Source organism: Paratractidigestivibacter sp. (genome assembly GCF_963660155.1).
Taxonomy (GTDB): Bacteria; Actinomycetota; Coriobacteriia; order Coriobacteriales; family Atopobiaceae; genus Paratractidigestivibacter.
The window spans coordinates 70325-83878 of record NZ_CAVKWG010000045.1; the positions used below are offsets into that span (position 1 = coordinate 70325).

13 protein-coding genes and 1 pseudogene are annotated in these 13554 nt (G+C 62.8%); 10 read left to right on the top strand and 4 right to left on the bottom strand.

Translation table 11 applies throughout. The features are described from left to right. Positions 1-9: 9 nt before the first annotated feature. The 4 genes from U5709_RS08675 to U5709_RS08690 all read left to right on the top strand — a co-directional run bounded on the left by U5709_RS08675 (position 10) and on the right by U5709_RS08690 (position 3554). Positions 10-588 carry a xanthine phosphoribosyltransferase gene (locus U5709_RS08675; protein WP_321971250.1) on the top strand — a complete coding sequence of 193 codons (579 nt, stop codon included), beginning with the start codon at positions 10-12 and terminating at the stop codon, positions 586-588. A 331-nt stretch (positions 589-919) separates the two neighbouring features. After that, positions 920-1255 carry a metalloregulator ArsR/SmtB family transcription factor gene (locus tag U5709_RS08680; protein ID WP_321973215.1) on the top strand — a complete coding sequence of 112 codons (336 nt, stop codon included), beginning with the start codon at positions 920-922 and terminating at the stop codon, positions 1253-1255. Between the two features lie 43 nt (positions 1256-1298). After that, entirely contained in the window at positions 1299-1517 is a 219-nt protein-coding gene (locus U5709_RS08685) for a heavy metal-associated domain-containing protein (RefSeq protein ID WP_321973216.1), read from the top strand. A gap of 87 nt (positions 1518-1604) precedes the next feature. Next, positions 1605-3554: a heavy metal translocating P-type ATPase gene (locus tag U5709_RS08690; protein WP_321973217.1), complete on the top strand. Its 1950-nt coding sequence runs from the start codon at positions 1605-1607 to the stop codon at positions 3552-3554. 364 nt (positions 3555-3918) lie between these two features. On the opposite strand, the pseudogene U5709_RS10680 reads toward U5709_RS08690, so the two are convergent. Both U5709_RS10680 and U5709_RS08695 read right to left on the bottom strand, forming a co-directional pair. Further along, a pseudogene (locus U5709_RS10680) lies at positions 3919-3987 on the bottom strand (HAD hydrolase family protein); the annotation flags it as partial. A gap of 138 nt (positions 3988-4125) precedes the next feature. After that, on the bottom strand, positions 4126-4389 hold the full coding sequence (locus U5709_RS08695) for a hypothetical protein (protein WP_321973218.1): 264 nt from the start codon (positions 4387-4389) through the stop codon (positions 4126-4128). 121 nt (positions 4390-4510) lie between these two features. Between U5709_RS08695 and U5709_RS08700 the strand changes: the two genes are divergently transcribed. From U5709_RS08700 to U5709_RS08725, 6 genes are all read left to right on the top strand, one after another. Beyond that, entirely contained in the window at positions 4511-5518 is a 1008-nt protein-coding gene (locus U5709_RS08700) for a LacI family DNA-binding transcriptional regulator (RefSeq protein WP_321973219.1), read from the top strand. A 164-nt stretch (positions 5519-5682) separates the two neighbouring features. Further along, a complete protein-coding gene (locus tag U5709_RS08705; protein WP_321973220.1) occupies positions 5683-6141 on the top strand; it encodes a PTS sugar transporter subunit IIB in 459 nt (152 codons plus the stop codon). Between the two features lie 95 nt (positions 6142-6236). Continuing rightward, complete coding sequence (locus U5709_RS08710; RefSeq protein WP_321973221.1) at positions 6237-7028, top strand: PTS sugar transporter subunit IIC; 792 nt, start codon at positions 6237-6239, stop codon at positions 7026-7028. Further along, complete coding sequence (locus U5709_RS08715) at positions 7021-7872, top strand: PTS system mannose/fructose/sorbose family transporter subunit IID (protein ID WP_321973222.1); 852 nt, start codon at positions 7021-7023, stop codon at positions 7870-7872. Before U5709_RS08710 ends, U5709_RS08715 begins: the two co-directional genes overlap by 8 nt. Positions 7873-7936: 64 nt before the next feature. Beyond that, on the top strand, positions 7937-8353 hold the full coding sequence (locus U5709_RS08720) for a hypothetical protein (RefSeq protein WP_321971259.1): 417 nt from the start codon (positions 7937-7939) through the stop codon (positions 8351-8353). After that, the gene (locus U5709_RS08725; protein WP_321973223.1) at positions 8340-10025 is read left to right on the top strand and encodes an alpha-glucosidase; all 1686 of its coding nucleotides are present in this window, start codon (positions 8340-8342) and stop codon (positions 10023-10025) included. Before U5709_RS08720 ends, U5709_RS08725 begins: the two co-directional genes overlap by 14 nt. Positions 10026-10301: 276 nt before the next feature. Here U5709_RS08725 and U5709_RS08730 read toward each other — a convergent pair whose 3' ends face one another. Together U5709_RS08730 and U5709_RS08735 are read right to left on the bottom strand one after the other, a co-directional pair. Continuing rightward, positions 10302-11363 carry a hypothetical protein gene (locus U5709_RS08730; RefSeq protein ID WP_321971261.1) on the bottom strand — a complete coding sequence of 354 codons (1062 nt, stop codon included), beginning with the start codon at positions 11361-11363 and terminating at the stop codon, positions 10302-10304. A 439-nt stretch (positions 11364-11802) separates the two neighbouring features. Then, positions 11803-13404 (bottom strand): MFS transporter, encoded by a 1602-nt coding sequence (locus U5709_RS08735; protein ID WP_321971262.1) that lies wholly within the window; start codon positions 13402-13404, stop codon positions 11803-11805. Positions 13405-13554: the final 150 nt, after the last annotated feature.

Below are 13554 nucleotides of genomic sequence, written 5' to 3' on the forward strand. Positions count from 1 at the left end.
AGGTTGCGCATGAAGCTGCTCGAGGACCGTATTCGCAAGGACGGAATCGTTCGTGAGGGCAACGTCCTCAAGGTCGACAGCTTCCTCAACCACAAGTGCGACGTCGCGCTCTACGACGAGATGGGCGCCGAGTGGGCGCGCCTGTTCGCCGGCAAGCAGGTCGACAAAATCTTGACCATCGAAAGCTCCGGCATCGGCATCGCCTGCACCGCGTCGCGCCACTTCGGCAACGTGCCCGTGGTCTTCGCGCGCAAGACCGAGTCCAAGAACCTCGACGGCGACCAGTACCGCACGCAGATCAAGAGCTATACGAAGGGCCGCGTCTATGAGGTCATCGTGGCAAAGCGCTTCCTCGAGCGCGGCGAGCACGTCATCGTGATCGACGACTTTCTCGCCATGGGCTGCGCCCTGAACGGCCTACTCGAGATCTGCGACGAAGCCGGCGTCATCGTTGAGGGCATCGGTATCGCCATCGAGAAGGGCTTCCAGCCCGGCGGCGAACAGCTGCGCAAGCGCGGCTATCAGGTGGAGAGCCTCGCCATCCTCAACGGCATGGACGCCAAGACCGGCGAGATTACCTTCGCGTAGGCGACTCCACACACCCGCAGTACCCTCGAGCGCCCTTCGGGGCGCTTTTTCGTGCCTCGAGAAACACGAACTCCGGCGAGTGGGCACCTTAATTCGAACTGCACGGCTATCTGCACATCCAACCTCCCCTTCAACTGCGCAAACATAGGGCAAAAGCCACCTACTACCTCGACATGCTGAATTAAGGTGCGCACTCGCCAGAGTTTGTTCACCGACATCGCCCCGTCGCGAATCGCGTTCATCGAATCGCTTGAATAACCGGTCGGAATCTCTGTTGACATATGAGCGTCTGTTCATATAATCAAACTTGTCACGAGAAAGGAGCCGAAGCATGAGCGACGAGCACAACGGTCCCATCCCCGTGGGCAAGTCCTTAGGCGAGCTGCCCGACGAGGAGCTGCTCTACGACCTGGCGGACCTGTTCAAGGTGTTCAGCGACACCACGCGCATCAAGATTCTCTTCGCCCTCATGGGCCGCGAGCTCTGCGTGGCCGACATCGCCGAAGAGACCGGCTCCACCCAATCGGCCGTCTCCCACCAGCTGCGCACGCTCAAGCAGGCCCACCTCGTCCGCTTCGAGCGCGACGGCCGAAACGTCGTCTACTCGCTCGCCGACGACCACGTGTACACCATGCTCAACCAGGGCATGAGCCACATCTGCGAATAAAAGCAGGGTCGCTCCCGCGGCCCCGAGAAGGAAGGGATCCATCATGAAGAAGGCATTCAAGCTCGACGAAATCGACTGCGCCAACTGCGCACGTGAGCTGCAGGACGAGCTGGCCAAGCTCGACGGCGTCAAGTCCGTCTCCGTAAACTTCATGACACAGAAGCTCACGCTCGAGGCAGACGACGCCGAGTTCGACGAAGTGCTCGAGCGCGTCGTGGACTTCACCGCGGAGGCCGAGCCCGACTGCGAGATCATCCGCTAGGAAACCCTACCCGCCCGCCGCCGCCGGCGGGCGTTTTACCTGCAAATATATGAGCGATTGCTCATACGTTCATTTTAGGGAGAGGCCATGGCCGCATCAAAGCAAGCGGACGCCAAGAAGAAAAAGAAGCGCCGCAAGAAGGAGTCGCAGCAGCATAAGACGCGCCGCATCCTGCTCGCGCTCGCCATCTTCGCCGTCGTGTATGCGGCAGACGAGTTCGGCGCTCTCGCTGCCCTCTTCGGCGAGCCGGGCGCGCTCTACGCGAGCTTCGTTCTCTACCTCGTCCCCTTCGTCATCGCCGGCCACGACGTACTGCAGAAAGCATGGAACAACATCCGCCACGGCAAGGCCTTCGATGAGAGCTTCCTCATGGCGGTGGCCACCCTCGGCGCCTTCGCGATGATCTTCTTCCCCGACACCGACCCCCACATGGCCGAGGGCGCCGCGGTCATGCTGTTCTACCAGGTAGGCGAGCTCTTCCAAGCCTACGCCGTGGGCAAGAGCCGCAAGTCCATCGCCGACATGATGGACATCGCGCCCGACTACGCCAACGTCGAGCGCGAGGGCGTACTGACCCAGGTCGACCCCGACGAGGTCAACGTGGGCGACTTCATCGTGGTCAAGCCCGGCGAGCGCGTGCCCATCGACGGCGTCGTCACGCAAGGCGCCTCCCAGCTCGACACCGCTGCCCTTACCGGCGAGTCTGTCCCGCGCCACGTGGAGGAGGGCGCCGACGTGGTCTCGGGCTGCATCAACATGACGGGCGTCCTGCACATCCGCACGACCAAGCCATTCGGCGAGTCCACGGTCAGCCGCATCCTCAAGCTCGTGGAGAACGCAAGCGAGAAGAAGGCCAAGACCGAGAACTTCATCACCCGCTTCGCGCGCGTCTACACGCCGGCCGTCACCGGCGCGGCCGTGCTGCTCGCCCTCGGCGGCGGGCTTCTCACCGGCGCCTGGAGCGACTGGATTCTGCGCGGCCTCACGTTTCTCGTCGTGTCGTGCCCCTGCGCGCTCGTGATCAGCGTGCCGCTCAGCTTCTTCGGCGGCATCGGCGGTGCCTCTCAGATCGGCGTGCTGGTCAAGGGCTCGAACTACCTCGAGGCTCTCTCCGAGGTCGACACCGTGGTCTTCGACAAGACGGGCACTCTCACCAACGGCACGTTCGAAGTCGTGGCAACGCACCCCGCAGACGGCCAGACCGAGGCTGGGCTCCTCGAGCTCGCGGCCCACGCCGAGTCCTTCTCCGACCACCCCATCGCTGTCAGTGTCAAGCGCGCCTACGGCGCCGACCTCAACGAGGCGCGCGTCGTCGAAGCCGGCGAGGAATCGGGCCACGGCGTCCATGCAAAGGTCGACGGCCGTGAGGTCCTCGTGGGCAACAACAAGCTGATGAGAAAGCACGGCATTGATGCGCCCACCTGCGATGTCGTGGGCACCATCCTGCACGTCGCCGTCGACGGCGCCTACGCGGGCCACATCGTGATCGCCGACACGGTGAAAGACGACGCCGCCCAGACCATCGCCGACCTGCATGCCGCCGGCATCCGCCGCTGCGTCATGCTCACCGGCGACCGCGAGGAAGTCGCGGCCGACGTCGCGGGACGCCTCGGGCTCGATGAATGCCATGCGCAGCTTTTGCCCGCCGATAAGGTCGAGCGCGTCGAGGGGCTGCTCGCCTCCGAGAGCGACAAGCGCAAGCTGGCCTTCGTGGGCGACGGCATCAACGACGCGCCGGTCCTCACCCGCGCCGACGTGGGTATCGCCATGGGCGCCATGGGGTCGGATGCCGCCATCGAGGCCGCCGACATCGTGCTCATGGACGACAAGCCCTCCAACATCGCGCGCGCCATGAAGGTCGCCCGCAAGACCATGGGCATCGTCTGGCAGAACATCGTCTTCGCACTGGCTGTCAAGCTGATCATCCTCGTGCTCGCAGCGACCGGCATGGCCAACATGTGGCTCGCCGTCTTCGGCGACGTGGGTGTGGCAATCATCGCGATCCTCAATGCCATGAGGGCTATGCGGGTTAAATAAACCGCTGGTCAACCGCTGGCTCCGCCCCTCTCACCCTCCCTTGCCATCTGGCTCAGCGCACGCTCGCTTGCGCGAAATCTCCTGATAGCAAGGGAGGGTGAGAGGGGCGGTTTCGTTGTTGAAGGGGCTCTCGGAAGCGCAGCGCGGACAGGTTCGTGAGGGAAAACCTGACTTTTCCGGGACTAAAACCGCAAACGAGGTGTATTGGTTATAAGAAAGCCTGCATTTGCCCAGTTGGCGCACGGAGCCAGTCGAACCTGTATCGCCGGACTTTGAATTTAGTCCCGGAAAAGTCGGACGGGAGCGAACAGCACAGATAATGAGGGTCTCGCGTCTACGCCCCGACTCGCCCCGGACCGGGCCGCTAAGCGCCGAACATGCCCACGAGCTGCAGCATCTCGACGTCGTTGAGGTTGTCGCCGAAGGCCATCGTCTACGCGGGATCGATGCCCAGATGCTCACCTGGGACCGCCATCGCCGTGCCCTTATTCGCGCCCTCAGGCATGACGTCTAACCATGTAAGGCCCGAGACCTTGACGTGCAGAGCGTTGTCGAACCGCTCGGTAAAGCTTTACGCCATCTCCCGCTTGCGCTCGGGTCCCGCGAGGAACGAGATCTTGAAGAAGTCCTCGGGCATGTCCTCCGGCGCGTCGATGAACTCGATGTCATCGCCCACCACATTGCGCTCGCGCTCGGCAAACCCATCGGCACCCAGCAAGATGTAGCCGACCTTCTCACCGGAGATGAACAGGTCGCAATCGCGCAGCCGCAGCGGCGCCGGCGCCGCTGCGGCGGAGCCGGAAGCGATACCGACGGAGTCGCTGAGCGGTCGCATATCGCCGGCGAACGGTTGATTGACGTGAAAGTTGTAAACGATACCAATTTCCAATTGACGTCATTTTCAATCAGAGTATTCTAAATACCGTTAACACACGGTCCCATGAGGGGAGATGGAAATGGCAACGATTTCAGACGTGGCAAAGCTGTCGGGTCTCTCCGTGGCCACCGTCTCCCGCGTGATCAACAACAAGCCGCACGTCAGCGCCGAGAAGCGCGAGCGCGTGCAGGCTGCCATGGATAAGCTCGGCTACGCTCCCCTGCAGGCCGCCCGCCAAATGCGCGGCTCGGGCTCCGGCAACATCGCCGTCGCCATCCCCACCATCACCAACAACTTTTTCGCCCAGCTGGTGGACGCCATCGAGAAGACCTGCCGAAAGGCCGGTTACCGCAGCCTCATCACTCAGACCGAGGGCGAGAAGTCCGGTGAGCTCGACGCGATGAACCTGCTCAAGATGCAGCACGCCGACGGCCTCATCCTGTGCTCCATCGAGAACAAGTGGGACCTCATCTGCTCCTACGCTCAGTACGGCGCTCTGGCCGTCTGCGACGAGTACAACGCCTCCGACGCCGTGAGCCAGGTGCTCGGCCGCCAGTACGACGGCTTCTTCGGCGCCACCCAGTACCTCATCGGCTGTGGCTACAGGCGCATCGCCTACTGCACCGGCTTCTCGGACCTGAAACCTCTTCCCAAGGGTTCTGACCTGGACTCCGATCGATACACGGGTTACTTTGATGCGCTCAAGTCGCGCGGCCTTGCGCCCAACCCCGCCTGGCGCTTCGAGGGCGTGAGCACCCTGGAGGACGGCCGAAACGTCCTTCGCCGTATCCTCGCCATGGCTGAGCGCCCCGACGCCGTCGTCGCCGGATCCGACGAGGTGGCCGTGGGCCTCGAGCTCGAGGCCATGCGCTGCCGCCTCAAAGTGCCGGACGACATCGCCATCATCGGCGTGGACGACCAGCCCATCGCCGAGGTCGCGCCCGTCCCCCTCACCACCATCCGCCAGCCTATCCGTGAGATGGGCACGCTCGTGGCGCAAGACATCGTTCACCAGCTCTCCGACGAGCCTTCCGAGCCGGTGAGGCAGACGCTCAACCTGGAGCTCATCGTCCGCTCCTCCACGTAAGAGCCTATATATAACCCCCTAACAGCCCATCCCCTGCTCCCCTAGCGCCCGTGCGTCAGGCGAAGCTTTTTCTTTGCAACAAATTGGTATCGATACCAATTTGCGGATAAGCACGTCAATAATCGCGCAGCCGACCGGCCGCGCACGAGAGGAAGGAGCCCCTCATGGTAGTTCTCGCACGCATCGACCAGCGCCTCATCCACGGCATCGTGGTCAACCAGGTCGCCCCAGCCTTTAAGGTCAAACGCTTCATGGTCGTCGACGACCTACTCTGCGACAGCGAGGCCATCAAGGCCAGCATGCGCATGGCCAAGCCCGCCGGCACCGGCGTCTCCGTGATCAGCGTGGACACCGCGGTTGCCAACTTCGCCACCGGCAAGTACGACGGCCAGAACGTCCTTGTGCTGGTCAAGGAGCCCGAGACCCTCATCCGCCTCATCGACGGCGGCGTCCAGATCCCCAAGGTGGACCTCGGCATCATCTTCAACGAGCAGGGCCGCGAGCCCGTGACCAAGTTCATCGCCTTGAACGATAAGGAGCGCGCCGACCTCGAGGTCATCAAGTCCCGCGGCGTGCCGGTTGTGATCCAGTACGTGCCAACCGACGAGGAACAGCCCTTCTAGCCCGGGTCGCCCTCCCCTACCCCACGGGCGGGCCGCCTCCGGCCTCGCCCGCCCTCACCAGCCGTTATATGCGCAACACAAGGAAAGGAAGCGCAATGGAGATCCTGCAAGACGTGCTCGTGCTCATCGTGGCCGGGTGGATGACCATCGACCAGAACGGCCCCGTGGTCATGAGCTGGTTCGGCGTCATCGTCGGCCTCATTACCGGCGCCATCATGGGCGATATCAACACCGGCCTGGTCATCGGCGGCACGTTCCAGCTCATGAGCCTGGGCGTCGCGGCCCTCGGCGGAGCATCCGCCCCCAACTACGGCCTGGCCACCATCGTCGGCACCTTCATCGCCGTGCGCACCGGCACCGGCACCGACGCCGCCATCGCCGTGGGCCTGCCCGTCGGCCTTCTCGCCATCCAGCTCGAGGTTGTCGCACGCATCATCAACAACTTCGTCGCCCACAAGATGCAGGACCTCAACAACGCCGGTGAGTGGGACAAGATGTGCCGCGTCGCCTGGCTCGGGCCCGTCATCTGCTCCATGCAGACCATCCTGCCGACCCTCATCGTCATCCTCTTCGGCTCCGACGTGGTCAACTTCGTGCTCGAGTTCATCCCCGAGTGGGTCACGAACGGCCTCTCCATCGCCGCGGGCATGCTGCCTGTCGTCGGCGTGGGCATGCTGATGCGCTACATGCCCGTCAAGAAGTTCCTGCCCGTGATTCTCATCGGCTTCGTTTTGTCCGCCTACCTCTCCGTCCCCGTCCTGGGCATCGCAATCGTCGGCTTCGCCGCCGCTTTCTGGTACTTCACTTCCGAGATCCGCAAGTCTGACAACGTCGCCGTGGCCGTGGCCGCCGACTCTTCCGATATGGGGGATGATTTCGATGAGTAACGAGATGACCAACGCCGCCAACGCCGCCGCCCAGAGCGCCGAGGGCCGCTACGAGCCCACCAAGGCCGACCTCAAGCGCGCCGCCGACCGCTACAACTTCATGGCCTGCAACATCTTCAACTACGAGTCCCAGATGGGGGCAGCCGTTGCCTGGGCGCTCGCCCCGGTCCTGCGCAAGATCTACCCCAACGACGAGGAGTACAAGGCGGCGCTCAACAACCACTTCAACTACTTCAATGCCACGACCTGTATGTCCTCGATGATCCTGGGCGCCACGACCGCCACCGAGGCCCGCGACGGCATCGCCGCCAAGGAGGCCGTCCAGTCGCTCAAGACCTCCCTCATGGGCCCCTTCTCCGGCGTCGCCGACACCATCGTGTGGGTACTTTGGCCCACAATCATGGGCTCCATCGCCGGCTACATGGCCCAGCAGGGCAACCCCCTCGGCGCCATCGTGTGGTTTATCTGCAACGTCGCCTTCTGGTTCGTCAAGCAGAAGCTCTTCGAGGTTGGCTACACCTCCGGCACGAAGCTCGTGACCGAGCTCGGCGAGAAGCTCTCGACCTTTACCGAGGCCGCGTCCATTATGGGCCTCTCGGTCGTGGGCGCGCTTATCGCCACGTCTGTGAAGATCTCCACCGGCCTCACGTTCCAGGTGGGCGAGGTCGCGCTGAACCTGCAGACCGACATCTTCGACGCCATCATGCCGTCGCTTCTGCCGGTGCTGCTCACCGTGCTCGTCTATAAGCTCCTCGGCAAAAAGAAGTGGACCCCGACGAAGCTCATCCTGCTCATCATCGCCATCGCCCTCGTCGGCTCCTTCTTCGGCGTCCTCGCCGTCTAATCGCCCCTCGAGTGGACAAAGGGACAGTCCCTTTGTCCACTCCCGCGTCTTAAGGAGAAACGTCATGAAGAGAACCCTTATCCTCGCCTCGCACCACACCATGGCCGAGGGCCTCAAGGACACGCTGGACTTCATCTCGGGCGGGGCGGCCGACGTAGTCGCCGTGGCCGCCTACATGGACAACGAGCCGTGCGAGGCCGCGGTCGACGCCGCCATGGCCGCTCTCGACGACGAAACCGAGGCCGTTGTCCTCACCGACCTCAACTCCGGCAGTGTGAACCAGCAGTTCTTTCGCTACCTCGCCCGGCCGCACACCCACGTGGTGAGCGGCATGAACCTGCCGCTCGCGCTCGTCCTCGCGCTGGAACCCGCCGACGACTACCTTTCCGCCGAGCGCGTTCGCGAGATCGTGGGGGACGCGAAATCCGAGATCAAGTATGCCAACGACCTCGCCGCGGAGGTGGACGATGACGACGAGTAACCCCGAGTGGTGGAAGAGCGCCATCGTCTACCAGGTCTATCCCAAAAGCTTTTGCGACTCCAACGGCGACGGCGTGGGAGACCTCAACGGCATCCGGAGCAAACTCGATTATCTGGTCGAGCTGGGCGCGGACGTCATCTGGCTGAACCCGATCTTCGCCTCGCCGCAGGTGGACAACGGCTACGACATCAGCGACTACCGAGCCATCGAGCCGACGCTCGGTACCATGGCCGACTTCGACGCGCTTCTGCGCGAGGCGCACGCCAAGGGTCTCAAGATCATCCTCGACCTCGTGGTCAACCATACCTCCGACCAGCACCGATGGTTCCAGGAGGCGTGCCGCAGCCGTAAGAACCCCTACCATGACTACTACATCTGGCGAGACAAGATCCCCAACAACTGGGGCTCCAGCTTCGGTGGCCCCGCCTGGACGTACGTGGAGAGCGTGGGTCAGTACTACCTGCACTGTTTCGCGCCCGAGCAGTGCGACCTCAACTGGGACAACCCCGAGGTGCGCGCCGCCGTCTACGACGAGATGCGCTTCTGGCTGGACCGCGGCATCGACGGCTTCCGCATGGACGTTATCACGCTGATCTCCAAGGACCCGGCCCTGCCGGACGGCCCCGTAATCCAGAACAAGGCCTATGGCAGCTACTATGCCGGCTGCGCCACGGGCCCGCACGTGCACGAGTACCTGCAGGAGATGGAGCACGAGGTCCTCTCCCGTTATGATGTGATGACCGTGGGTGAGGCGCCGCACACGAGCGCCGACCAGGCGCAGCTCTACGTGGGCGCCGACCGCGGCGAGCTTGACATGGTCTTCCACTTCGACCACATGCACCTGGACTACGACGAGAACGGCAAGTACGCGAAGACCCGCGTCTACCTGCCCGACCTCAAGCGCGTGATGAACGTATGGCAAGAAAAGATCGCCGCGTGCGGCGGTTGGAACAGCCTGTATTGGTCGAACCACGACCAAGCCCGCGCCGTCAGCCGTTTCGGCAACGAGTCGCCCGAGTGGCGCGAGAAGAGCGCCAAGATGCTCGGCGTCTGCCTGCACCTCATGCAAGGCACCCCGTACGTCTACGAGGGCGAGGAGATCGGCATGGTCAACGCCCACTTCTCGAGCATCGACCAGTACCGCGACGTGGAGGCGTTGGACACCTTCCGCGACTTCACGGGACGCAAGGGCTTCTCCGAGGCCGACACGCTGGAGCTTCTGGCGCTGAAGTCGCGCGACAATGCACGCACGCCGATGCAGTGGACGTCCGGGCATGCCGCAGGCTTCACCACCGGCGAGCCGTGGATCCAGGCCTCGGGCAATGAGGGCGAGGTCAACGTTGAGGCCGCGATGGCGAACCCGGATTCCGTTTGGCACTTCTACCAGCGCCTCATTGCCCTGCGCCACAATCGCGCCAGCGTGACGGACGGCCGCTACGAGCTGCTAGCGCCCGACGACGAGAAGGTCTACGCGTACCTTCGCCGAACCGAGGACGAGACGCTCGTGGTGCTGTGCAACTTCTCCGACGAAGAGGTCTCGTTCGAGCTGTCCGCCGAGGTCGTGTGGGATGCAAGCGGGCTCGTGATCTCCAACGAGCCCGACGCCGCTGCCGAGCTTTCGCGTACCGTGGCGCTCGCCCCCTACGCCGCGCACGTTTACGCGATCCGCTAGCGCCTCTTTGCGCCACGCAACAACCAAGCGTTGCGTAAACCGGGGTTGTGGCAAGAGGTGCACACCAGGCGTTGCGGGACCGGGGGTCGTGGCGGGAATAGGCTTCCGCGCGTTGCGGGACCGGGGGTCGTGGCAATATTTACTTGCCACAGCTCCGGGTTTCGCAACAAATTGGGCCCTAACGAGCGCTATTCTTGCCACAACCCCGGATTCCGCAACGCAGCACGGAGCTCAATTGCCACAACCACAGGTTCCGCAACGAATCGGCAGCGTCCCTCAGAACCAATACTCGTCGAGAGGGACGTACTCGGGCTCGGCAGGGCCTTTGGAAGCCGAACGGGCCTTCTCGCGCGCCTTACTATCCCAATTCACGCCGTCGATATGGTCGAGCTCGCGTTTCAGCGACAAGCGCAGCAGCCGGCGTTTCTCGCCAAGCGCACGGGTGACGCGGCACGGCGTGCGACCGAGGTCGGCCGCGACGCAACCCATCAAGTCATCCATATACGACAGATTGTCGTAGAGCTCCTTGTTCACGTGGTACTCTCGCCCGCCAAAAGAGAGGATCTCGTTGGAACGCCGCTGGTCTGCCGCCTGCCGTGCGCGCGTCAGATGGGCCTCGCCGTCATATTCGAGCGCAACAAACGCATACGGCGCGTCGGCCCCTTCCTTTGGAAGCATGGTGATATCGGGCCTGCGCTCGCCCGCGCGACCGCCCATGCCGATCAGCCCAACCTCGAGCTTTTCATTCAGCGCCTTAACCGGCAGGGCATACCCGCCGAGCCGCCGCGGCAGGCTCACGCGCAAATACAACTTCGTCTCCATGGGCGAGGCAGAATTCGACGGTGCACGACCCAAAACCTCTCTTGCCACGCGCGCCCCCTTGAACTCCCCGAGCGCGTCGAGGTGCGCCTTCATTGACTCGCGCGTCATGAGCGGCGCCTCGCGGGAGAACATGCCGTCCTCCCGCAGCGCATAAGTGCCGAGCAGCTCAGCCATGAGCACGGTGAGCTCCATGCGCGAAAGCCGGGTCGCGAGCTGGACGCAAAGGTGCTCGGGCGAGACGACGTGGATGCCGTCAAGGATGTGCACGAAGCTCGACGCAGGCAGAGCCCCTTTTTGCAGATGGGTGACGACATTCTTGCGTCGCACGCGCGAGGACAGGTCGCCCACCATAAGCTCGAGGCGCTCGGGGGCATATCCGAATGTGGCGAGCCCGCGGCGCGCCGTAGCGAGCTGCTCGGCCGTCGGCACAGCAGCGGGAACGCTCAGCGAGGTCCTCCCAGCCGCCGCCAATAAACCCTCGAGCGACCGGCAACGGAGAAGCTCCAGCGCACCCATATGTGAGATGACCATATCCATATGACGAGAATAGCGGTGTTCGGAATGAATTCAAGGGCGTATTAAATAATTGTTTGTATCGTCCCACTTGTTTTTTGTCGCAATCTTACAGATATCTTGCAGAATTCTTCCCGCGGGCGCACAATGTTGCGAGAATCGGGGTTGAGGCAATTGCGGGCCGCGGCGCGTTGCGGAAACGGGAGTCGCGGCAGAAACCGGCCACCGCGCGTTGCGGAACCCGAGGTTGTGGCAATAATTCCTTGCCACAGACCCTGATTTCGCAACAAAATGGCCCTTAACGGGTGCTTTTCTTGCCACAACCACGGATTCCGCAACGCGCACCTGCCCGCGATTGCCCTCGCCTCCACACAAAGAAAAGCCGCCCCCTTGCGAAGAGGGGCGGCTTTCCCGTAAAAGAAGAGTCAAATTCAAACGGTCGCTATGCGCGGTACTTCTCGGGGACCTGGTCCATGGTCTCGTAGGTCGCAAGCGCGCACTCGACGCTCATGCCCTCAGCGATGGCGTCCTTGCGACAGGCGTTGACGGCCTGGATCTCCTTCATGCGGTCGCCAGTCAAGGTGTAGCCCTTCATGGCGATGAGGGTGAGCACCCAAGCGACCATCGGGATGACGCAGAACAGCACGATGGTGAGCCAGTTCATGCCGGAGGCGTAGGCGGTCGTGGTGTCGGGGAGCTCGGTGAGGCCCACGGCCAGAAGCGCGATGCCGACGACGGTCGTCGAAAGCGAGCTCACGAGCTTATCCACGAAGGAGAACAGCGTGCCGATAACGCCCGGGGCGTAGTTGCCGGAGCGATACATCTCGTAGTCGGAGCAGTCGGCGATCATCGGGATAGCCATGTCGGCGGTGGAGTAGTAGGCGCCGTAGCCCAGGCCGTAGAGCACGATGAAAATGATGGTGTAGGCGTTGAGCGTGAGGTGGAAGCCGCCCTCAGTGGAGAAGATCGAGAGGTTCATCGCGGCGTTGTTCGGGTCCCACAGGGCGAGCAGGACGCAGACGCCCAAGTACAGCACGAGCGCGAGCGAGGTAAACGTGACGAGGGTCTTCTTCTGGCCGTGCTTCTGGCTGATCTTGAGGCCGCCGATGAAGAACGGCGCAGAGAACACGTAGCCCATGACGTACATCGGCAGATACAGGCCGTTGTAGTTGTGCATCATGCAGCTGTAGAGCAGGATGCCGACGGAGGTGTTGGTGGCCACGGCGAAGGCGAACTTGGTGCCGGAAGCGGCGACCATGAGGCGCTGGAGCTCCTTGTTGGCCTTAAAGATCTGCACGTAGTCCTTGATGCCAAGCTTGTTGGCCTCCTCGCCCTCGTCCTTGCCGCCGAGGCCCCAGTACTCCTTCTTGTCCTTGCCGGCGATGCCGATGACGGCAAGGGCGGTGAGGGCGGCGGAGAGGATGATGACGAGCGGGATCAGGAAGTTGAAGAAGGCCTCGGTGCCGAAGCCGACGTTGCCGCCGACGATGGAGGCCACGGCCATGGTCACGCCCATGCCCACCAGAGAAGCGATGGTGTTGAACAGCGTGAAGGTCGGGCGCTGCTTGGGGTCGTTGGTGAGGCAGGTCTGGCCCGAGCGGGTACAGGAGGTCTGAATGGAATAGCCCACCATGAGCAGGATGTAGAACAGGGTGTAGACCACATACTTGACCGCCGTGGCGTCGGCCGGGATCAGCCGGGTGCCGTAGAAGAGTAAAAGCGATGAGACGATCATGACCACGTTGCCGAGGACCATGAACGGACGGAACTTGCCGAACTTGGTCTCGGTGCGGTCGATCATCATGCCGACCACGGGATCGATGAAGGCGTCGAGGGCGCGGGTCACGGTGACCATGGTGGTCGCGAAGGCGAGCACCAGGCCCAGCACGCCGTTGGCGTAGTAGGCAATGTAGTTCATCAGCAGCACGTAGTACACGTTCGTCGCGCCGTTGTTGAACGGGAACAAGATCAATTGGTAAAGCTTGGCCTGGTTGAGGGTGGAGGCCCCGCCCTCCTCGACCTTGGTTTCGGTGGAATCGGCCATGCGCGTTCCTTTCTGCTAAGAAGTTCGCCGCAAATTCGTCACTAATATATTAGTTGCGGGCAATCAGACCGTAATGGAGCGTACTGCCCTACGGCACCAAATTGGCGGCGAACGGATGAATCAAGCCGCTTAACCCCAGCAAAAAGACAG

Coding starts and splice junctions, on each gene's coding strand:
- U5709_RS08675 (WP_321971250.1), top strand. CDS start 10: ATGAAGCTGCTCGAGGACCGTATTCGCAAGGACGGAATCGTTCGTGAG.
- U5709_RS08680 (WP_321973215.1), top strand. CDS start 920: ATGAGCGACGAGCACAACGGTCCCATCCCCGTGGGCAAGTCCTTAGGC.
- U5709_RS08685 (WP_321973216.1), top strand. CDS start 1,299: ATGAAGAAGGCATTCAAGCTCGACGAAATCGACTGCGCCAACTGCGCA.
- U5709_RS08690 (WP_321973217.1), top strand. CDS start 1,605: ATGGCCGCATCAAAGCAAGCGGACGCCAAGAAGAAAAAGAAGCGCCGC.
- U5709_RS08695 (WP_321973218.1), bottom strand. CDS start 4,389: ATGCGACCGCTCAGCGACTCCGTCGGTATCGCTTCCGGCTCCGCCGCA.
- U5709_RS08700 (WP_321973219.1), top strand. CDS start 4,511: ATGGCAACGATTTCAGACGTGGCAAAGCTGTCGGGTCTCTCCGTGGCC.
- U5709_RS08705 (WP_321973220.1), top strand. CDS start 5,683: ATGGTAGTTCTCGCACGCATCGACCAGCGCCTCATCCACGGCATCGTG.
- U5709_RS08710 (WP_321973221.1), top strand. CDS start 6,237: ATGGAGATCCTGCAAGACGTGCTCGTGCTCATCGTGGCCGGGTGGATG.
- U5709_RS08715 (WP_321973222.1), top strand. CDS start 7,021: ATGAGTAACGAGATGACCAACGCCGCCAACGCCGCCGCCCAGAGCGCC.
- U5709_RS08720 (WP_321971259.1), top strand. CDS start 7,937: ATGAAGAGAACCCTTATCCTCGCCTCGCACCACACCATGGCCGAGGGC.
- U5709_RS08725 (WP_321973223.1), top strand. CDS start 8,340: ATGACGACGAGTAACCCCGAGTGGTGGAAGAGCGCCATCGTCTACCAG.
- U5709_RS08730 (WP_321971261.1), bottom strand. CDS start 11,363: ATGGGTGCGCTGGAGCTTCTCCGTTGCCGGTCGCTCGAGGGTTTATTG.
- U5709_RS08735 (WP_321971262.1), bottom strand. CDS start 13,404: ATGGCCGATTCCACCGAAACCAAGGTCGAGGAGGGCGGGGCCTCCACC.